Origin of the sequence: Streptomyces sp. NPDC102467 (assembly GCF_044765445.1) — a bacterium.
In the GTDB taxonomy this organism is placed as follows: Bacteria; Actinomycetota; Actinomycetes; order Streptomycetales; family Streptomycetaceae; genus Streptomyces.
Genome location: NZ_JBIWKA010000011.1, coordinates 74,949 through 93,715, shown reverse-complemented (window position 1 = coordinate 93,715; position 18,767 = coordinate 74,949). Strand labels below are relative to the sequence as shown.

The 18,767-nt window shown below is 71.2% G+C and carries 19 protein-coding genes; 12 read left to right on the top strand and 7 right to left on the bottom strand.

Translation table 11 applies throughout. The features are described from left to right. Nucleotides 1-32: 32 nt before the first annotated feature. The 5 genes from ACIREE_RS23540 (at nt 33) to ACIREE_RS23520 (ending at nt 5,022) form a co-directional block, all read left to right on the top strand. Complete coding sequence (locus ACIREE_RS23540; RefSeq protein WP_404155410.1) at nt 33-1,265, top strand: PucR family transcriptional regulator; 1,233 nt, start codon at nt 33-35, stop codon at nt 1,263-1,265. 89 nt (nt 1,266-1,354) lie between these two features. Then, nucleotides 1,355-2,278: an ACP S-malonyltransferase gene (locus ACIREE_RS23535; protein WP_404155408.1), complete on the top strand. Its 924-nt coding sequence runs from the start codon at nt 1,355-1,357 to the stop codon at nt 2,276-2,278. 18 nt (nt 2,279-2,296) lie between these two features. Beyond that, the gene (locus ACIREE_RS23530; RefSeq protein WP_404155405.1) at nt 2,297-3,328 is read left to right on the top strand and encodes a ketoacyl-ACP synthase III; all 1,032 of its coding nucleotides are present in this window, start codon (nt 2,297-2,299) and stop codon (nt 3,326-3,328) included. Between the two features lie 73 nt (nt 3,329-3,401). Next, a complete protein-coding gene (locus ACIREE_RS23525; RefSeq protein WP_351591842.1) occupies nt 3,402-3,650 on the top strand; it encodes an acyl carrier protein in 249 nt (82 codons plus the stop codon). 100 nt (nt 3,651-3,750) lie between these two features. Further along, nucleotides 3,751-5,022 (top strand): beta-ketoacyl-[acyl-carrier-protein] synthase family protein, encoded by a 1,272-nt coding sequence (locus tag ACIREE_RS23520; RefSeq protein ID WP_404155402.1) that lies wholly within the window; start codon nt 3,751-3,753, stop codon nt 5,020-5,022. Nucleotides 5,023-5,180: 158 nt separating this feature from the next. Here the strand turns inward: ACIREE_RS23520 and ACIREE_RS23515 are convergent, their stop codons facing one another. Continuing rightward, nucleotides 5,181-5,675 carry a DUF3145 domain-containing protein gene (locus tag ACIREE_RS23515; protein WP_404155399.1) on the bottom strand — a complete coding sequence of 165 codons (495 nt, stop codon included), beginning with the start codon at nt 5,673-5,675 and terminating at the stop codon, nt 5,181-5,183. 343 nt (nt 5,676-6,018) lie between these two features. Between ACIREE_RS23515 and ACIREE_RS23510 the strand changes: the two genes are divergently transcribed. Together ACIREE_RS23510 and ACIREE_RS23505 are read left to right on the top strand one after the other, a co-directional pair. Continuing rightward, nucleotides 6,019-6,936: an SGNH/GDSL hydrolase family protein gene (locus ACIREE_RS23510; RefSeq protein ID WP_404155396.1), complete on the top strand. Its 918-nt coding sequence runs from the start codon at nt 6,019-6,021 to the stop codon at nt 6,934-6,936. A 31-nt stretch (nt 6,937-6,967) separates the two neighbouring features. Next, nucleotides 6,968-7,963 carry an aldose epimerase family protein gene (locus ACIREE_RS23505; RefSeq protein ID WP_404155393.1) on the top strand — a complete coding sequence of 332 codons (996 nt, stop codon included), beginning with the start codon at nt 6,968-6,970 and terminating at the stop codon, nt 7,961-7,963. 71 nt (nt 7,964-8,034) lie between these two features. On the opposite strand, the gene ACIREE_RS23500 is transcribed toward ACIREE_RS23505, so the two are convergent. Then, the gene (locus tag ACIREE_RS23500; protein ID WP_404155390.1) at nt 8,035-10,494 is read right to left on the bottom strand and encodes a beta-glucosidase; all 2,460 of its coding nucleotides are present in this window, start codon (nt 10,492-10,494) and stop codon (nt 8,035-8,037) included. A gap of 161 nt (nt 10,495-10,655) precedes the next feature. Between ACIREE_RS23500 and ACIREE_RS23495 the strand changes: the two genes are divergently transcribed. After that, a complete protein-coding gene (locus ACIREE_RS23495) occupies nt 10,656-11,261 on the top strand; it encodes a TetR/AcrR family transcriptional regulator (protein WP_404155387.1) in 606 nt (201 codons plus the stop codon). A 15-nt stretch (nt 11,262-11,276) separates the two neighbouring features. Here ACIREE_RS23495 and ACIREE_RS23490 read toward each other — a convergent pair whose 3' ends face one another. The 4 genes from ACIREE_RS23490 to ACIREE_RS23475 all read right to left on the bottom strand — a co-directional run bounded on the left by ACIREE_RS23490 (nt 11,277) and on the right by ACIREE_RS23475 (nt 14,075). Further along, complete coding sequence (locus ACIREE_RS23490; RefSeq protein WP_404155384.1) at nt 11,277-11,606, bottom strand: YrdB family protein; 330 nt, start codon at nt 11,604-11,606, stop codon at nt 11,277-11,279. Next, nucleotides 11,603-12,424, bottom strand: coding sequence for an EI24 domain-containing protein (locus ACIREE_RS23485; protein ID WP_404155382.1), 822 nt, complete (start codon nt 12,422-12,424; stop codon nt 11,603-11,605). Before ACIREE_RS23485 ends, ACIREE_RS23490 begins: the two co-directional genes overlap by 4 nt. A 49-nt stretch (nt 12,425-12,473) precedes the next feature. Next, entirely contained in the window at nt 12,474-12,896 is a 423-nt protein-coding gene (locus ACIREE_RS23480; protein ID WP_404155379.1) for an organic hydroperoxide resistance protein, read from the bottom strand. A 153-nt stretch (nt 12,897-13,049) separates the two neighbouring features. Continuing rightward, entirely contained in the window at nt 13,050-14,075 is a 1,026-nt protein-coding gene (locus ACIREE_RS23475; protein WP_404155376.1) for an NADP-dependent oxidoreductase, read from the bottom strand. 101 nt (nt 14,076-14,176) lie between these two features. On the opposite strand from ACIREE_RS23475, the gene ACIREE_RS23470 reads away from it, so the two are divergent. Further along, on the top strand, nt 14,177-14,614 hold the full coding sequence (locus tag ACIREE_RS23470) for a MarR family winged helix-turn-helix transcriptional regulator (RefSeq protein ID WP_404155373.1): 438 nt from the start codon (nt 14,177-14,179) through the stop codon (nt 14,612-14,614). Between the two features lie 27 nt (nt 14,615-14,641). Here ACIREE_RS23470 and ACIREE_RS23465 read toward each other — a convergent pair whose 3' ends face one another. Next, complete coding sequence (locus tag ACIREE_RS23465; protein WP_404155370.1) at nt 14,642-15,316, bottom strand: hypothetical protein; 675 nt, start codon at nt 15,314-15,316, stop codon at nt 14,642-14,644. 202 nt (nt 15,317-15,518) lie between these two features. On the opposite strand from ACIREE_RS23465, the gene ACIREE_RS23460 reads away from it, so the two are divergent. The 3 genes from ACIREE_RS23460 (at nt 15,519) to ACIREE_RS23450 (ending at nt 18,734) form a co-directional block, all read left to right on the top strand. Beyond that, nucleotides 15,519-16,676 carry a mandelate racemase/muconate lactonizing enzyme family protein gene (locus ACIREE_RS23460; RefSeq protein WP_404155367.1) on the top strand — a complete coding sequence of 386 codons (1,158 nt, stop codon included), beginning with the start codon at nt 15,519-15,521 and terminating at the stop codon, nt 16,674-16,676. Further along, nucleotides 16,673-17,677, top strand: coding sequence for a zinc-binding dehydrogenase (locus ACIREE_RS23455; RefSeq protein ID WP_404155364.1), 1,005 nt, complete (start codon nt 16,673-16,675; stop codon nt 17,675-17,677). The genes ACIREE_RS23460 and ACIREE_RS23455 overlap by 4 nt, the downstream gene beginning before the upstream one ends. Before the next feature lie 82 nt (nt 17,678-17,759). Then, the gene (locus ACIREE_RS23450; protein ID WP_404155362.1) at nt 17,760-18,734 is read left to right on the top strand and encodes a hypothetical protein; all 975 of its coding nucleotides are present in this window, start codon (nt 17,760-17,762) and stop codon (nt 18,732-18,734) included. Nucleotides 18,735-18,767: the final 33 nt, after the last annotated feature.

The following is an 18,767-nucleotide window of genomic DNA, read 5'->3' as shown; positions in this document are numbered from 1 at the left end:
CTGAGCCGTTCCGATAAGGCAGTCTTGTCCCCGTGCCCCCATCGGAATCAGCGCAGCCTTCAGCGAACGAACCAGCGGACCGCCGCCCGGACGCCCGTGCGAACCCCCACCCGCACTCGGCGACCCTGAAGCGCCTGGAGAAGTCATCCGGGGCGCTCGCCGCGCAGGCGATCACGCGCATGGACGAGACGCTGTCCTGGTACCGGGCCATGCCACCGGAGAACCGGTCGTGGATCGGCTTGGTGGCGCAGGCGGGTATCGCCGCGTTCACCGAGTGGTTCCGGTACCCGGACGCACCACAGGCCATCTCGACGGACGTCTTCGGCACAGCGCCGCGGGAGTTGACCCGGGCGATCACCTTGCGCCAGACCGTGGAGATGGTGCGGACGACCATCGAGGTCATGGAATCGGCCATCGACGAGGTCGCCGCTCCCGGCGACGAGAGCGTCCTGCGGGAGGCGCTTCTCGTGTACGCGAGGGAGATCGCGTTCGCGACCGCCCAGGTGTACGCGCAGGCGGCGGAGGCGCGGGGCGCGTGGGACGCGCGGCTCGAGTCCCTCGTGGTGAACGCCGTGCTCTCCGGGGAGGCCGACGAGGGCGCCGTCAGCCGGGCCGCGGCGCTCGGCTGGAACTCGCCGGAGCATGTGTGCGTGGTGCTCGGGACCGCACCCGACGGCGACAGCGAGCTGACCGTGGAGGCGATCCGGCGGGCATCACGGCACGCCAAGCTCCAGGTGCTGACCGGGGTGCTCGGGGACCGGCTCGTAGTGATCGCGGGCGGCAGCGACAATCCGCTGGCGGTGGCGAAGTCACTGATCGGGCCGTTCGCGGCGGGAGCCGTGGTCGCCGGCCCCGTGGTGCCGGACCTGCAGGCCGCCACGCGGTCCGCCCAGGCGGCGGCCGCCGGACTCAAGGCGTGCGGGGCCTGGCAGGACGCCCCGCGTCCGGTTCTGGCGGACGATCTGCTTCCGGAGCGCGCGATCGCGGGGGACCCGTCCGCGCGGGACCAGTTGGTGGAGGAGATCTACAGACCGCTGGAGGAAGCGGGCTCGGCGCTTCTGGAGACGCTCAGCGTCTATCTGGAGCAGGCAAGCAGCCTGGAAGGTGCGGCCCGGATGCTCTTCGTGCACCCGAACACCGTCCGCTACCGGCTCCGACGTGTGACCGACGTCACCGGCTGGTCGCCGTCCGACGTCCGCTCGGCGTTCACCTTGCGCATCGCGCTGATCCTGGGGCGTCTGGCCCACGCAGATCCTCAGTCGTAGGCTTTTGTCGGGGGTCTACAATTCCCCCTTCGGTTCTTCGTCCCTGTCCCCACGGGCGGCCCGCACCGTCCACAAGAGAGAGTGTGAGAGTGCTCGTACTCGTCGCTCCCGGCCAAGGCGCTCAGACGCCCGGCTTTCTGACCCCCTGGCTCGACCTCCCCGGCGCGGCGGACCGCCTCGCCGCGTGGTCCGACGCCATCGGACTCGACCTCGCCCACTACGGCACGCAGGCCGACGCGGACGCGATCCGTGACACGGCCGTGGCCCAGCCGCTCCTTGTCGCGGCCGGGCTCCTGTCGGCGTCCGCGCTCGGTGACATCGCGCCGGGTGCGGTGGCGGGGCACAGCGTCGGCGAGATCACCGCGGCCGTGTTCGCGGGCGTGCTCGACGACACCGCCGCTCTGCGGCTCGTGCGGGGACGTGGCCTGGCCATGGCCGAGGCCGCGTCGATCACGCGGACCGGTATGTCGGCGCTGCTCGGCGGCGCCCCCGAGGTCACCGTGGCGCACCTGGAGAAGCTGGGCCTGACCCCGGCGAACGTGAACGGCGCGGGCCAGATCGTGGCCGCCGGCACGCTCGAGGAGCTGGCCGCGCTGGAGGCCGACAAGCCCGAGGGCGTGCGCCGCGTGGTGCCGCTGAAGGTGGCCGGCGCGTTCCACACCCGGCACATGGCCCCCGCGGTGGCGAAGCTGGAGGAGGCGGCGAAGGAGCTGGCCCCGGCCGACCCCGCGATCACGTACGTCTCGAACAAGGACGGCAAGACGGTCGCGACCGGCGCCGAGGTGCTCTCCCGCCTGGTCGGCCAGGTCGCGAACCCGGTCCGCTGGGATCTGTGCATGGAGACGTTCCAGGAGCTCGGCGTGACGACGCTGATCGAGGTGTGCCCGGGAGGCACACTCACCGGTATCGCCAAGCGCGCCCTGCCCGGCGTCAAGACTCTCGCCCTGAAGACCCCCGACGACCTCGACGCAGCCCGCGCCCTGATCGCCGAAGCCACAGCCGCAACGGCCTGACAAGGAGATCCGAGCAGCATGTCGAAGATCAAGCCCAGCAAGGGTGCCCCGTACGCGCGCATCCTCGGTGTCGGCGGTTACCGGCCGACGCGGGTCGTGCCGAACGAGGTGATCCTCGAGAAGATCGACTCGTCCGACGAGTGGATCCGTTCGCGCTCCGGCATCGCCACCCGCCACTGGGCGAACGACGAAGAGACCGTGGCGATGATGTCCGTCGAGGCGTCCGGCAAGGCCATCGCCGACGCGGGCATCGGGGCCGAGCAGATCGGCGCCGTGGTGGTGTCGACCGTCTCGCACTTCTCGCAGACGCCGGCCATCGCGACGGAGATCGCGGACAAGCTGGGGACGCAGAAGGCCGCCGCGTTCGACATCTCCGCCGGCTGCGCCGGGTTCGGGTACGGCCTGACGCTGGCCAAGGGCATGATCGTCGAGGGCAGCGCGGAGTACGTGCTCGTCATCGGCGTGGAGCGGCTCTCGGACCTGACCGACCTGGAGGACCGTGCGACGGCCTTCCTGTTCGGTGACGGCGCCGGTGCCGTGGTGGTCGGCCCCTCCCAGGAGCCCGCGATCGGCCCCACCGTGTGGGGTTCCGAGGGCGACAAGGCCGGGACGATCAAGCAGACCGTGCCGTGGGACAAGTTCCACGTCGGCGACGTGTCGCAACTGCCTCTCGACTCCGAGGGCAACGTCAAGTTCCCTGCGATCACGCAGGAGGGCCAGGCGGTGTTCCGCTGGGCCGTGTTCGAGATGGCGAAGGTCGCCCAGCAGGCGCTGGACGCGGCCGGGATCCACCCGGACGACCTGGATGTCTTCATTCCCCACCAGGCCAACGAGCGGATCATCGACTCGATGGTGAAGACTCTCAAACTGCCGGAGCATGTCACGGTCGCCCGCGACGTGCGCACCACCGGCAACACGTCGGCCGCCTCGATTCCGCTCGCGATGGAGCGGCTCCTGGCGACCGGCGAGGCGAAGAGCGGCGACACCGCGCTCGTCATCGGCTTCGGGGCGGGTCTCGTGTACGCCGCCACGGTCGTTACCCTCCCCTAGGCATCCTGTCCGGATCACCTGGTCCGTACAGCTGCCGCCACACCCTCTGGAAACACACCGAAGGAGCGCCACAATGGCCGCCACTCAGGAAGAGATCGTCGCCGGTCTCGCCGAGATCGTGAACGAGATCGCCGGGATCCCCACCGAGGACGTCCAGCTGGACAAGTCCTTCACCGACGACCTGGACGTCGACTCGCTGTCCATGGTCGAGGTCGTCGTCGCCGCCGAAGAGCGCTTCGACGTCAAGATCCCGGACGACGACGTCAAGAACCTCAAGACCGTCGGCGACGCCACGAAGTACATCCTCGAGCACCAGGCCTGATCCCCGGGGGCCCGTACGGGTCCCCGCAGGCCGGTCAGTCGCTCCGCCACCCGGCGGTGGCGCCGCTGAATCCCTCGCATCCGTTGGAGAAAGAATTCCTGTGAGCCCGACCAATCGCACCGTGGTCGTCACCGGTATCGGCGCAACCTCACCGCTGGGTGGCGACGCGAAGACCACCTGGGAGGGCCTGGTCGCCGGACGTTCCGGTGTCAAGCCCCTCGAGCAGGAGTGGGCCGCCGAGCAGGCGGTCCGTATCGCGGCGCCGGCCGCCGTGGACCCGAGCGAGGTCATTCCTCGCCCGCAGGCCCGCAAGCTGGACCGTTCCGCGCAGTTCGCGCTGATCGCCGCCAAGGAAGCCTGGGCCGACGCCGGTTTCACCGACAAGGCCGGCGACGACCCGGCCATCGACCCCGAGCGTCTGGGTGCCGTCATCGCGTCCGGCATCGGCGGCGTGACCACGCTCCTCGACCAGTACGACGTGCTGAAGGAGAAGGGCGTCCGCCGCGTCTCCCCGCACACCGTGCCGATGCTGATGCCCAACGGCCCCTCGGCCAACGTGGGCCTCGCCGTGAACGCCCGCGCCGGTGTGCACACCCCGGTCTCCGCCTGCGCGTCGGGCGCCGAGGCCATCGGCTACGGCATCGAGATGATCCGCACCGGCCGCGCCGACGTCGTCGTCTGCGGTGGCACCGAGGCGGCCATCCACCCGCTGCCCATCGCCGCGTTCGGCAACATGATGGCGATGTCCAAGAACAACGACGACCCGCAGGGTGCTTCGCGCCCCTACGACACCGCCCGGGACGGCTTCGTTCTCGGCGAGGGCGCCGGCGTTGTCATCCTGGAGTCGGCCGAGCACGCCGCCCAGCGCGGCGCCCGCGTCTACGCGGAGGCGCTCGGCCAGGGCATCTCCGCCGACAGCCACGACATCGTGCAGCCGGAGCCGGGCGGCCGGGGCATCGCGCAGGCCCTGCAGAACCTGATGGCCAACACCGACCTGGACCCGGCGGAGATCGTGCACGTGAACGCGCACGCGACGTCGACGCCGGCCGGAGACGTGGCCGAGCTGAAGGCGCTGCGCAGCGTCTTCGGTGACGACACCGACCACATGGCCGTCTCCGCGACGAAGTCCATGACCGGGCACCTGCTCGGCGGCGCCGGCGGCGTCGAGAGTGTGGCGTCGGTGCTGGCGCTGTACCACCGGATCGCCCCGCCGACGATCAACGTGGAGAACCTGGACCCCGAGGCCGAGGCGGCCGCGGACATCGTCCGTGGCGAGGCGCGCAAGCTGCCCGTCGAGGGCCGGATCGCCGCGCTGAACGACTCGTTCGGCTTCGGTGGGCACAACGTGGTTCTGGCGTTCCGTTCGGTCTGAGGCCTGAGGTCTGAGATCTGAGGTCTGAAATCTGAGCCGCCCGACGCGGCTGACGCGCCGCGAAGGCGCTGTGAACGTGAAGTGGGCCCGCCCGGGAACTCCCGGGCGGGCCCACTGCTTTCGGCCGGATCATTACCCCGCGTTGTTCACCCCGCGGATTACACCACCTGGTGGAGCCAGCGGACCGGGGCGCCTTCCCCGGCATAGCGGAACGGCTCCAGTTCGTCGTCCCAGGGCTTGCCGAGGAGCTCGGCGACCTCGGACTCCAGGTCCGTCTCGCCGCCCCTGGAGCGGGCCAGAGCGGCGCGCAGACGGTCCTCGGGGATGAGGATGTCGCCGTGGATTCCGGTGACGGCGTGGAAGATTCCGAGTTCGGGAGTGGCGCTGTAGCGCTCGCCCTCGGCGGTGGCGCAGGGTTCGGCCGTCACCTCGAAGCGCAGCAACTGCCAGCCGCGCAGCGCCGAGGCAAGCTTGGACGCCGTGCCCGCCTCGGCTCGCCAGGAGAATTCGGATCTCCAGGTGCCAGGCGCCGCGGGCTGCCTGATCCAGTCGAGGCTGACGCGCGCGCCGAGTACGCCCGCGACCGCCCATTCGACGTGCGGGCACAGCGCGCGCGGCGCGGAGTGCACGTACAGAACTCCACGTGTCGTCACCGGACCTCCAGTGTGGGTCGAGGTTCGCCTTCCCCAGCGGCCTCGCGCCCGTGCCGAGCCTTCTTCCCCTTGTGCCCGGATCGAAAAGGTCCAGACAAAAAGGGACACATCTGACGTGTTGTAATTTAGCGGAACCGGTACAGCGGGGTCTCACCGGGTCGACCGGTGACCCCGGGGCGAGGCTATCGCGCAGCGGTGCAAGGAGTGTGACGTACTGTCGGTCCCGGGGCGCACAAACACCGACCTTTCACCCGGCGGGGCGCAACCCCGGCCCTGCGTACGGCGACAACGGGTGGAAGCGCACCGGCACGAGACGGCAGCGAGCGACCGAGGGGACCACAGGATGCGGAAGCGAAACCACCGGTCGACTGCCTCTCGGGCCGCGGTCGCCGCTGTGACGGCGGCGGTGCTCGGTGTCACTTCGCTCACCGCGTGTGACGCCTCCGGTGGCAACTCCCCCGGTCCCAAGGGGTCCACCGCCGCGAAGCCGTCGCCGAAGCCCACTCCGGCGTGGGACACGAGTCCGCGTTCCGTTGCGGCGGTGGGTGATTCGATCACGCGCGGGTTCGACGCCTGCTCCGTGCTGTCCGACTGTCCCGAGGTCTCCTGGGCGACCGGCACCGACGCGCAGGTCAAGAGCCTGGCCGTACGGCTGCTCGGTAAGAGCCGGGCCAGGACGCACAGTTGGAACTACGCGCGGACCGGGGCGCGGATGGCCGATTTGCCGGCGCAGATGGCGCGGGCCGGCGCGGCGAAGCCCGAGCTGGTGGCGGTGATGGCGGGGGCGAACGACGCGTGCCGGTCGACGTCGAAGGCCATGACGCCGGTGGCCGGCTTCCGGGCCGATTTCGAGGAGGCGCTGCGTCAGTTGCGGCGTGCGGCTCCCAAGGCGCAGGTGTACGTGATGAGCGTGCCGGACCTGAAGCGGCTCTGGTCCGAGGGGCGGGACAATCCGCTGGGCAAGCAGGTGTGGAAGCTGGGGATCTGCTCGTCGATGCTGGCCGATCCGGATGCCATGGACGCCGCGGCCATCGCGCGCCGCGACGTGGTGCAGCAGCGCGTCGAGGCGTACAACGAGGTGCTGAAGGACGTGTGCGCGAAGGACCGGCGGTGCCGGTCCGACGGTGGCGCGGTGTTCGGGTACCGGTTCGACGAGGACCAGTTGAGCCACTGGGACTGGTTCCATCCCAGCAGGGACGGGCAGGCGCGGCTCGCGGCGCTGGCGTACCGCGGAGTGACGGCGAAGGAGCCGCTCGTCTGAGGGACCAGGGGGCGGGCGTAGGGTCTCGATCATGCGCAGCGAACTCTTCGACGCCCTTCCCGACGGCACCGACGTCCACCGCTGGACCCTGGAAAGGGACGGGGTGCGGGTGCGCGTCCTGACGTACGGGGGTGTCCTGCAGTCGGTCGAGGTGCCGGACCGCGAGGGGGCCACGGCCGACATTGTGCTCGGGTACCCCGATCTGGCCACGTATCTGACCCTCCCCGAGCCCTACTTGGGTGCCACGGTCGGACGGTACGCGAACCGGATCGCGGGCGGCCGCTTCCTGCTCGACGAGCGGGTCTACCACCTCGCGCAGAACAACGGTGAGAACTCGTTGCACGGCGGCGAGCGCGGTTTCGACAAGCGGGTATGGGACGCGGAGGCGGTCGGTGAGCACGCGCTGCGGCTGAGCCGGGTCTCCCCGCACGGCGAGGAGGGGTTCCCCGGCCGGCTCGAGGTCTCGGTGACGTACGCGCTCGAGGAGGGCGGGGTGCTGCGTCTCTCCTACGAGGCGGTGACCGATGCCCCGACGATCGTGAACCTGACCAACCACAGCTACTGGAATCTGGGCGGGGCGGAGTCCGGGAGCGCGGCGGGCGGTCATGAGGTGCGGATCGACGCCGGGCAGGTGACCGCTGTGGACGACGAGCTGATTCCGACCGGTGAGCCGACGGAGGTCGGCGGGACGCGGTTCGACTTCCGGGAGAGCCGGAAGGTCGGGGCGGGGTACGACCACAACTACGTGCTCGACAAGGGGGTCACCGCGGCGGCCGAGGAGGTGGCCGAACTGCACGATCCGGCGTCGGGCCGGGTGCTGACCATCGCCACGACCGAACCGGGGCTGCAGCTCTACACCGCGGACGGTTTCGCCGAGGCGCTGCCGTTCGCGCCGGGCGCCGGGATCGCTTTGGAGACGCAGCACTTCCCGGATTCGCCGAACCGGCCCGAGTTCCCGAGCACGGTGCTGCGGCCCGGCGAGGTGTACCGCTCGGAGACCGTGTACGGGTTCGGGGTGCGCCGGTAGAACAGCTCGCCGGTACGGGCACAGGGGCGGCGGGGTCAGGTGCCGCCGCCCCTGAGTCGAGGGGCCCGTCGTCAGGCGACGAGCGTCTCGCTGACGCGGCCGTCGGTGAGCGAACGGCCGGCCGTCAGCTCGTAGGGACCCGGCTGGTGCGCCCACGCGCCCGCCTTCTCGTCCCAGATCTCGAAGGCGCGGCGCGGGAGTTCGACGACCGCCTCGACGGTCTCGCCGGGTGCGGCCGCGACGCTCGCGAAGCCGGCCAGCCAGCGGGCCGGGCGGTCCGCGTCGGGCTCGTTCGGGGACAGATAGAGCTGGACGGTCTCGCGTCCTGGGCGGGGTCCTGTGTTGCGGACGCGGACCGTGGCGGTCGTGCCGGTCACGTCGATCGACTCGTACGTCCAGTCGGTGTAGCCGAGGCCGTGGCCGAACGGGTACGAGGGCGTGGCGCCGGCCTTGTCCCAGGCGCGGTAGCCGATGAACACGCCCTCGGTGTAGGCGAGTTCGCCGTCGGTCGGGGTGACCTGGGTGACCGGTGCGTCCTCGAACGAGCCCCAGGTGGTGGGCAGTCGGCCGCCCGGTTCCTCGGCGCCGAGCAGCACGTCGGCGAGCGCGTCGCCGCCCTCTTGGCCGGGGAACCAGCTCAGCAGCACGGCCGCGACGTCCTCACGCCACGGAAGTTCCACCGGGGAGCCGGAGTTGACGACGACGACGGTGTTCGGGTTGGCGGCGGCGACGGCGCGTACGAGGTCGTCCTGGCGGCCGGGGAGGCGCAGATCGGTGCGGTCGAAGCCCTCGGACTCCACGCGGTCGGTGGTGGCGACCACGACGACGGCGACCTCGGCGTCCCGCGCGGCCTCGACCGCCTCGGCGATCAGGGTGTCCGCGTCGCGGCGCGGTTCGAGGTGCGTGAAGGTGAAGATCACGGCCGGCAGCGGCATGGCGATGGACTTGTCCAGCGGGTGCAGCAGGGAGACCTCCACCGGCTCGTCCGCCGTCAGCGTCGCCTTGCCGCGCTCCAGCGGGGCGCCGAAGAACGCCTCGAAGGGGTCGCCCTCGTCGCCCATCGCCTGTACGCCGTCGTAGAGGACGGCGCCGTCGACGGTGAGGGTGAAGGCGCCGAGGCCGCGCGTGCCGAAGGCGTGGTCGCCACTCACGCGCGGGGTGAAGGTGCCCTTGATCTCGATGCTGTGCAGCGTCTCATGGGTGACGCCGGCGGGCAGGTCGTCGCCCATCCACTGGAGCTGGCCGCTCGGCAGTGAGCGTTCGCCGATGACGGTGCCGTCGGCGTCGCGGCAGACGGCGCGCAGCTCGAACCCCTTGTCCGCGGCGGCGAGTTCGTCGCTCGGGTCGGCGCCGACGGCGTAGGTGAGGGAGTCCACCGCGGCGGTGAGGCCGTCGAGCGGGGAGACGATGCGGTCGGGGAAGACGGTGGCCGAGCCGCCGCCGAGGATCCGGGCGTCACGGGCGGCGGCGCCGATGAGGGCGATCTTCGCGTCCGAACGCAGCGGCAGGACACCGGAGTTGCGGACGAGGACGAAGGCGCGGCGGGCGACCTCGCGGGCCAGGGCCACGCCGTCGATCTCGGCGGGGCGGGCCGAGGGGGGCACGACCGGCTCGGCGCCTTCGAGGATGCCGACGCGGGCGGCGAGCCGCAGCACGTTGCGCACGGCGGCGTCGACCTCGGACTCCTCCACCTCGCCGGCCCGGACTGCGACGGCGAGCGCGGGCCCGTACACGGTCCCTGGGCCCGGCATGGCGACGTCGAGGCCGCCCTTGAGCGCGCCGGTGGTGGAGCGGGCGGCCGTCCAGTCGGAGACGTTGAAGCCGTCGAAGCCCCATTCGCCGCGCAGGACCTCGTTCACGAGGTAGCGGTGTTCGGTCATCGTCGTGCCGTTGACCGTGTTGTAGGCGGTCATGATGCCCCACGGGTGGGCGCCCGCGACGATGGTCTCGAAGGGGGCCAGGTACAGCTCGCGCAGGGCGCGGGCGGAGACGAGGTTGTCGACGGTGAAGCGGTCGGTCTCGGCGTCGTTGGCGACGAAGTGCTTGACCGTGGTGCCGACGCCGCCGGACTGGACGCCCTGGACGTAGCCGGTGCCGATGGCGCCGGTGAGGTACGGGTCCTCGCTGTACGCCTCGAAGTGGCGGCCGCCGAGCGGCGACCGGTGCAGGTTCACGGTCGGCGCGAGCAGTACGTGGACGCCCTTGCGGCGGGCTTCCTGGGCGAGCAGGGCGCCTGCCCTGCGGGCGAGCGCGGGGTCCCAGGTGGCGGCGAGCGCCGTCGGGGAGGGCAGGGCGATCGACGGGTCGTCGGCGGTCCAGCGCACCCCGCGCACCCCGATCGGACCGTCGGACATGATCAGCGGGGCCAGGCCGATCTCGGGGATCGCGGGCAGCGACCACATGTCGTGGCCGGCGAGCAGTCGCGCCTTGGTGTCGAGGCCGAGCTTGCCGAGCGCCGCCTCGACCACCGCCTCGCGGGCCGGGTCCCTGTCGTCCGCGCCGCCGCTGAAACCGTCTGTCTGGGTCGCCATGCCGGCCCTCCTCGTCGAGGTCATCACGTACGTCTGAGCGCATCCGGTGGGCAGGCCCACCGCGCACTCCCCTTGAGCACGTCCATCCTGCACCCGCTACCTGTAGAGCGGTAGGTTTCGTTACTCCGACGTTATAAATACACCGCCGGGGCGCTCTCGCGATGTCGTACGGTGACCGCATGAGCAGCACCAGAACCGCCAGGAGCGAGGAACGGCGGGCCGAGATCCTGCGGGCCGCGCTCGAGGTGATCGCCGAGCGCGGGTACCGGGGCGCGAGCCTCTCGGCGGTCGCCGAGCGCGTGGGGCTCACCCAGCAGGGGCTGCTCCACCACTTCCCGACGAAGGAGGCGCTGCTCGTCGCGGTGCTCGCGGACCGGGACCGGTGGGACGCGGTGCCGGACAGCCGGTGGCGGCTCGATCTGCTCGGCTCGCTCGTGGAGTACAACGCGATGCGGCCGGGCATCGTGCAGACCTTCTCGGCGCTGCTCGGGGAGTCGGTCACCGAGGGGCATCCGGCGCGCGGGTTCTTCACCCGGCGCTACGTCGGCGTACGCGAGTCGATGACGGAGGTGCTGCGCGCCGAGTACGGGGAGCGGCTGCCGAGCGGGCTCACGCCGGAGCGGACCGCGCCGCTGCTCGTCGCGGTGATGGACGGACTGCAGTACCAGTGGTTGCTCGACCCGGAGTCGGTGGACATGCCCGGGGCGTTCCGCGATTTCCTGGTGCTGCTGGGCGAGGCCGAAGCCGAGGCCGGGACCCAGGGCTGAGCTACTGGTTCTGAGCTACTGGTTCCAGTGCACCGCGAGGCCCTTGCTCAGCGCGCAGACCGCCGCGAAGACCGCCGCCCAGATGTACGCGCCGGAGAGCGCAAGGGCCACGACTCCCGCGCCGAACCAGACGATCTCGAAGGCGACGCGTACCGTTCCGCGGGTCTTGTAGCGGGCCTTCTGGGAGCCGAAGAGGGCCCAGGTGGTGATCATGAGAGCCAGGCCGGCCATGCCGAGCAGCCAGGCCAGCGGCGCTGACACGTCGCGGGTGAAGCCGTAGGCGCCGACCGCGCCGAGAGCGACGAGTTCTATGGCGAAGAGGACGCCCAGGTTCGCTGTTTTCATGCGGTCAGTCCTCGCGTGGTCTCGTCCGCACCGTCGTCGCCGGACGCCGGGTGCTGGTTGTCCGTGGGCGCCGGCCCCGCGAGGTCGCCCTGCATGTCCCGCACCATCAGCGTTGCTCCCGCCACCGCCCCCGGCATCAGGAACACCGCCACGACCGGGACCAGGAAGGCCACCGCCAAGGGCGTTCCGAAGCCCCACGCCAGACCCTTCCTCGAACGCAACAGGGCCAGGCGGTCGCGGAGTTGGACGCCTCGGCGCTGCAGTGCCACGGACGTGAGCTCCTCCGAGAGGAAGAAGCCCGTGACGAAGAAGCCGAGGACCGGGATGACCGTCTGGCCGACGAAGGGCACGAAGCCGAGCGCGAAGAGGAGGAGACCCCACAGGCACGCCCGGATCAGGATGCGCAGGCTGTCGCGCGCCGAGATCCACAGGTCGCGCCAGAGCGGCAGGCCGGACTCCGGGGCGTGGCCGCCCTCGGCCAGGTCGACCTGCTCGGAGAGGGACTCGTAGAACGGCTGGCCGATCAGGAGCGTGACGGCCGTGAAGGTCAGCACCGCGAGCAGCAGGGCCAGGGCGAAGAGGACCGCCGTCAGCAGGCCGCGGAACAGGCCGCCCCACGGGGACGACCAGTCGTCGGCGAAGGGGGTCGCCCAGCCGACGAAGTCGGCGCCCCATATGGCCAGGCAGACCAGGGCCGCCGCGTACAGGACGAGGGTGATGAGACCGGGCAGCAGGCTCCAGCCGAACTGCTTGCCGTGCTGGGCAACCCAGCGCTGCCCTTTCATCAAATAGCCGAAGCCCGCCCCGAGATCACGCATGGCGCAAACCTTACGGGACGGGCCGGGGCCGTCGGCCGGTCGAGCCCACTCAGACCGAGAGCGTGACCGTGATGTTGCCGCGGGTCGCCTTGGAGTACGGGCAGACCTGGTGCGCCTTCTCGATCAGGGACGTGGCGGTGGCCGTGTCCGCGTTCGGGATGGCCGCCGAGATGTCGACGATCAGGCCGAAGCCGTCGTCGTTCTTGCCGATGCCGACCTTCGCGGTGACGGTCGAGCCGGCGATGTCGATGCCCTCCTGGCGGGCGACGACGGCGAGGGCGCCCTGGAAGCAGGCGCTGTAACCGGCCGCGAAGAGCTGCTCGGGGTTGGTGCCGGCACCCGAACCGCCCTGCTCCTTGGGCGGGTTGACGACGACGTCGAGCTTGCCGTCGTCGGTGGCGACGCGGCCGTCGCGGCCGTTCTCGGCGGTGGCTACGGCGGTGTAGACGACGTCGGACTGCGTGATGGCCATACCCGTGCTCCCTAATTCCAATATGCGGAAAGCTGTATCCGTTAGATGGAAGCAGCGTATCGAATGTGCGCGGGAACGAAAGTGGCCCCCGTCACAGAAGACGGGGGCCACCGACAGAAGCCGGCCGGCACGGCCCGGCGAAGAGGCGAAGCGTCAGAGCTTGACGACCATCTTGCCGGTGTTGTCGCCGCGCAGGACGCCGAGGAACGCCTCCAGGTTGTTCTCGATGCCCTCGACGACCGTCTCGCGGTACTTCAGCTCGCCGGAGCGGACCCAGCCGCCGACCTCCTGCACGAACTGCGGCTGCAGGTCGTAGTGGTCGCCGACGAGGAAGCCCTCGATGCGGCCGCGGGTCTGGATCAGGCGGGAGAGGTTGCGCGGGCCGGGGGCCGGCTCCGTGCTGTTGTAGACGGAGATCGCGCCGCAGATGGCGATGCGGCCGTCGCGGTTCAGCCGGGCGATGGCCGCCTCCAGGTGGTCGCCGCCGACGTTGTCGAAGTACGTGTCGATGCCGTCGGGGGCCGCCTCCTTCAGCTGCTCGTGCACGCTGCCGGTCTTGTAGTTGAAGGCCGCGTCGAAGCCGTACTCCTCGATCAGGAGCTTGACCTTCTCGTCCGAACCGGCCGAGCCGATGACCCGCGAGGCGCCCTTGAGCTTGGCGATCTGACCGACCTGGCCGCCGACCGCGCCCGCCGCGCCGGAGACGAAGACGCTGTCGCCCTCCTTGAAGGAGAGCGTGCGCAGCAGGCCCGCGTACGCGGTGAGGCCCGTCATGCCGAGCACGCCGAGGTACGTCGACAGGGGCGCCGCGTCGGGGTCGACCTTCACGGCCTGCTTGGCGTCGAACGTCGCGTACTCGCGCCAGCCGAAGAAGTGCAGCACGTGGTCGCCGACCGCGACGCCCTCGTCGTTCGAGGCGATGACTTCGCCGACCGCGCCGGCCTGCATGGCCTTGCCCAGCTCGTACGGCGCCACGTACGACTTCGCGGCGCTCATCCGGCCGCGCATGTACGGGTCGACCGAGACGTAGAGGTTCTTGACCAGGACCTGGCCGGGGCCCGGCTCGGCGACCGGGGCCTCGCGCAGCTCGAAGTCCTCGGGCTTCGGCCAGCCGACGGGACGGCTGATCAGGGCCCACTCGCGGCCGGTGGCGGGGATCTGGGGGGTCTCGGCGGGCATGCGCTGATCCTTCGTCGCGGAGGGGGGGAAGTACTTCAGTATGTGAAACAACCATGCTCCTGAATATTTCAGGATGTCAAGTAACTGGGTACGCTGGAGCCATGACCGCCACCCGACTGCCCCGCACCGACCCGCTCACGCTCGAAGTGGTCGAGCTGATCGGGGCCGTCGTCGCGCGCTACTACCAGGAGTACGAGGAGGCGGCGGCGCGGCACGGACTGACCGGGGCGCAGGCGCGGGTGCTGAGCCTGCTGGCGCTCGAACCGCTGCCGATGCGGCAGATCGCACAGCGGCTGAAGTGCGAGCCGTCGAACATCACGGGCATCGTGGACCGCCTGGAGACGCGGGAGCTCGTGGAGCGGCAGCCGTCGCCCGGCGACCGGCGCGTGAAGATGGCCGCGCCCACGGCGGAGGGCGCGCGGATCGCGCGGAGCCTGCGGGACTCCCTCGACTTCGCGCGCGAGCCGCTGTCCGGGCTCTCCCGGGACGAACGACTGGCGCTGCGGGACATGCTGCGGACGATGGTCGGGGTGGAGTGACCCCGGACCACTAGGACCCTTCTTCCGCTACGTGCACCACCACAGAAATCGGTTGCACGTCTCCGACGGGGTCGGGGCGGGGGTCGGGGGCGCCGTCGTGGGGTGGGGGGCCGCGCTGGTCGGGTGCGTCGTGGACGGGGAGCCCTGGGGTGAACCGGCCTCGGACGACGGGCCGTTCGCCGGGGCGCCGCTGCCGCCGTCCTCACCGCTGCCGGCGTCCGCCGACGGAGAACCGGAGCTTGCCGTCGCGCTCGGTGATGCCGACGACGACGCCGACGCCCCGGGCGAGGCCGATGCCGACGTCGGTGCGCCGGAGGAGTGCGCGGCCGGGCCACCGGTCGCCGACGTGGCGTCCGCCTCCGTCACGGTGTCGGTGGCGTCGGCCGTGTCCGGCGCCGCCTGGGCGTCGCCGCCCCCGGAGGACTCGGTGCCGAGTTCGGCGAGGCTGAGGCCGCCCGCGGCGAGGGCGAGGCCCGCCGTGGCCAGGAGAATGCGTCCCCGGCGTCGACGGTGCGCCCGGCGGGTGCGGCGTCTGCCGCGCGGCCGGGCGGGTTCGCCGCCCGGCTCCGCGGCAGGCTCCTCGACCGCCTCCTGCGCGGCGCGCGCCTCGGCGTAGGCGCGCACGGCATCGGCGGGGGTCCCGCAGCCCGGGCAGGCCAGGGCCCCGTTGAGGTGCCTGCGGCACGGGTGGCAGTAGTCCATGACGTACGGAGGCTAAGCGCCCGGCAGGTAACGGAAAAAGCCGGTGCTGTGAATCTTCTGTGCACAACCGCGTGTTCCGCCGAGCACAAGACTCGGCAATCCTCCGCGCAGAACCATTGACACCCCCACCGGCCCGTCCTTACTGTCACGCCAGCATTTCGAACGAGTGACGAAATATCGAACGGCACAGGGGGCAACTGCCTTGCGCATCACGGGAATCAGCACACATGTGGTCGGAACGCCATGGCGGAATCTGACCTATGTCCAGGTGCACACCGACGAGGGGATCACCGGCGTCGGCGAGACCCGCATGCTGGGCCACACCGACGCGCTCATCGGCTACTTGAACGAAGCGTTGGCCAACCACATTGTCGGCTCCGATCCGTTCGCCGTCGAGGATCTCGTGCGGCGGATGAAGTACGGCGACTACGGGCGGGCCGGCGAGATCGTCATGTCCGGCATCGCCGTGGTGGAGATGGCCTGCTGGGACATCAAGGGCAAGGCGCTCGGCGTGCCGGTGTGGCAGCTGCTCGGCGGCAAGGTGACCGACAGGGTCAAGGCGTACGCCAATGGCTGGTACACCACCGAGCGGACCCCGGAGGCGTACCACAAGGCCGCGCAGGCGGTGATCGAGCGCGGGTACAAGGCGCTGAAGATCGACCCGTTCGGGACCGGGCACTTCGAGCTCGACCACGAACAGTCCCTGTACGCCGTCTCGTTGATCGAGGCCGTGCGCGACGCGATCGGGCCCGACGCCGAACTCATGCTGGAGATGCACGGGCGGTTCTCCCCCGCCACCGCGATCCGGCTCGCCAGGGACCTGGCCCCGTTCAAGCCCGCGTGGCTGGAGGAGCCGGTGCCGCCGGAGAACCTCAAGGCGCTGGAGAAGGTCGCCGCGAAGGTCGACATCCCGATGGCGACCGGTGAGCGGATCCACGACCGGATCGAGTTCCGGGAGCTGTTCGAGAGCCAGGCCGTCGACATCATCCAGCCCGATGTCGGCCACCTCGGCGGCATCTGGGAGACGCGCAAGCTCGCCGCGACCGCCGAGACGCATTACATGCTCGTCGCGCCGCACAACGTGGGCGGCCCGGTGCTGACGGCCGCTTCGCTGCAGGTCGGGTTCACCTCGCCCAACTTCAAGATCCTGGAGCACTTCAACGACTTCGCGGACGCCGACATCAAGAAGGTCGTGAAGGGCGCGCCGCAGGTCGTGGACGGCTACTTCGAGCTGTCGCACGAGCCGGGGCTCGGCGTCGAGCTCGATGTGGACGCGGCCGCCGAATTCCCGCAGCAGCAGGCCCGGTTCGACCTGTGGGCCGAGGGCTGGGAGAAGCGCGCGCCCAAGGCGTCCGAGTGAGCTCCGCCGTCGTCGTCGACGGTCCCGGCCGGCACCGGCTCGTACCGCACGAGCCCGCGCTGCCGGGGCCCGGCGAGGCGCGGGTGCGGGTGCACGCCGTGGGGATCTGCGGCAGTGACCGTGAGGTGTACCAGGGCAACCGGCCCGCGGAGTACGTCCGTTACCCGCTGACGCCGGGGCACGAGTGGTCCGGTGTCGTGGAGGCTGTGGGCGCGGGGGTGCCGGACGGGCTCGTCGGGCGCAAGGTCGTCGGCGAGGGCTTCCGGAACTGTCAGGTGTGCGAGCGGTGCCATGCCGGTGACACGACGCTGTGCACCGCCGGGTACGAGGAGACGGGCTTCACGCAGCCGGGGGCGATGGCCGCGACGCTGGTCCTCCCGGCCCGGCTGCTGCACGTGCTCCCCGACGACGCCGAGCTGAGCGCCGCCGCACTCCTGGAACCGGCCGCGTGCGTCGCGGCCGCGGCGCTCAAGGCGGGGGCCAGGCCCGGGGAGCGGGTCGCGGTGGTCGGCACCGGGACGCTCGGGATGTTGGCCGTGCAGTTCCTCGCGGCGAACTCGCCCGCGGAGCTGCTCGTCGTCGGCACCAAGGAAGAACGGGCCGGGCTGGCACGGCAGTTCGGGGCGACGGACTTCCGGCTGCACGACGGCCCGCTGCCGGACGACATCGACGTCGTGATCGAGGCCGCCGGTTCGGCGTCGGCGGCGCGGACCGCCGCGCGTCTGCTGCGGCGGGGCGGGCGCCTGGTGCTCACCGGACTTCCTGCGGCCGGCGCCGAAGGGCTCGACCCGACGGATCTGGTGGTGCGGCAGCTGGAGGTGCACACCGTGTTCGGGGCAGGACCCGACGCGTGGGCGCACGCGGTGCGGATGTTCGGGGCGGGGCTGCTCGACCCGATGCCGCTGGTGACGCACGAGGTGCCGCTGGAGCGGTTCGCCGAGGCCATCGAGTGGGTGGGAGCCGGGGATCCGAAGGTGGGGAAGGTGCTGCTGCGGCCTTAGGGCCCCGATCTGCACCCGCCGCCCCTAAGGGAACCGGACCCCGTCCGACATACCGAACAACCGTAAAGGACTAAGGACTAGCGTGACCGACTCACCCCGTCACCCCGGCTCACCCCGCCACCCCGGCGAACCCGCGCTCTCCGCTCTCGGCCTGCCCTCCCCCGCCGCCGATCCGGCGGACGCCTCCCCGCACGCCTTCCCCGGCGGCGGCCGCTGGCGCACCGAGATCCCGTCGTGCGAGGGTCCCGAGGCGCTGGCCGTGGTGCTCAAGGAGTCCTCCCGGCTCGATGTGCCGATCCACCGGATCAGCCAGGGCAGCGGCGTGTGGATGCTCACGGACGCCGAGATCATCGAGATGGTCGAGGCCACGGCCGAGCGCGACATCGAGCTCTGCCTGTTCACAGGACCCCGCGGCACCTGGGACACCGGCGCCTCGGTGCGCACCGACTCGGGCGGCGCCGGGCTGCGCGCCCGGGGCCACAACGCCGTCGCCGGCTGCGTCGAGGACGCCGTACGGGCGACGGAGCTGGGCGTCAAGTGCCTGCTCGTCGCCGACGAGGGTGTGCTGTGGACGCTGCACCGGGCGCGGGTCGCCGGGATCATCCCCGCCGATACGACGCTCAAGGTCTCGGCGCTGATCGGGCCCGTCAACCCGGCCGCGTACGCCGTCTTCGAGCGGCTCGGCGCCGACTCCCTCAATGTGCCGAGCGACCTGACCCTGGACCACCTCACCGAGATCCGCCGGGTGTCGGCCGCGCCGATGGACATGTACATCGAGGCGCCGGACGACCTCGGCGGCTATGTCCGCATGTACGAGGTGGCCGAGCTGATCCGGCGCGGCGCGCCGCTGTATCTGAAGTTCGGGCTGTCCAAGACGCCCGGCATCTACCCGTACGGGCACCACCTGCGGGAGCTGACGCTGGCCACCGCGAAGGAGCGGGTGCGGCGGGGGCGGCTCGCCCTGGACCTGCTGGCACGGCACGGGGCGGCCGGATCCATGGCCCCGCTCGGCTCCCGGCTGCCGGGTGATCTGAAGCGGTTCGACACGGCTGAATAACGTTCCGGAAACACAACTTCACATAACCCGACA

Coding starts and splice junctions, on each gene's coding strand:
- ACIREE_RS23530 (WP_404155405.1), top strand. CDS start 2,297: ATGTCGAAGATCAAGCCCAGCAAGGGTGCCCCGTACGCGCGCATCCTC.
- ACIREE_RS23525 (WP_351591842.1), top strand. CDS start 3,402: ATGGCCGCCACTCAGGAAGAGATCGTCGCCGGTCTCGCCGAGATCGTG.
- ACIREE_RS23510 (WP_404155396.1), top strand. CDS start 6,019: ATGCGGAAGCGAAACCACCGGTCGACTGCCTCTCGGGCCGCGGTCGCC.
- ACIREE_RS23505 (WP_404155393.1), top strand. CDS start 6,968: ATGCGCAGCGAACTCTTCGACGCCCTTCCCGACGGCACCGACGTCCAC.
- ACIREE_RS23500 (WP_404155390.1), bottom strand. CDS start 10,494: ATGGCGACCCAGACAGACGGTTTCAGCGGCGGCGCGGACGACAGGGAC.
- ACIREE_RS23495 (WP_404155387.1), top strand. CDS start 10,656: ATGTCGTACGGTGACCGCATGAGCAGCACCAGAACCGCCAGGAGCGAG.
- ACIREE_RS23490 (WP_404155384.1), bottom strand. CDS start 11,606: ATGAAAACAGCGAACCTGGGCGTCCTCTTCGCCATAGAACTCGTCGCT.
- ACIREE_RS23485 (WP_404155382.1), bottom strand. CDS start 12,424: ATGCGTGATCTCGGGGCGGGCTTCGGCTATTTGATGAAAGGGCAGCGC.
- ACIREE_RS23480 (WP_404155379.1), bottom strand. CDS start 12,896: ATGGCCATCACGCAGTCCGACGTCGTCTACACCGCCGTAGCCACCGCC.
- ACIREE_RS23475 (WP_404155376.1), bottom strand. CDS start 14,075: ATGCCCGCCGAGACCCCCCAGATCCCCGCCACCGGCCGCGAGTGGGCC.
- ACIREE_RS23470 (WP_404155373.1), top strand. CDS start 14,177: ATGACCGCCACCCGACTGCCCCGCACCGACCCGCTCACGCTCGAAGTG.
- ACIREE_RS23465 (WP_404155370.1), bottom strand. CDS start 15,316: ATGGACTACTGCCACCCGTGCCGCAGGCACCTCAACGGGGCCCTGGCC.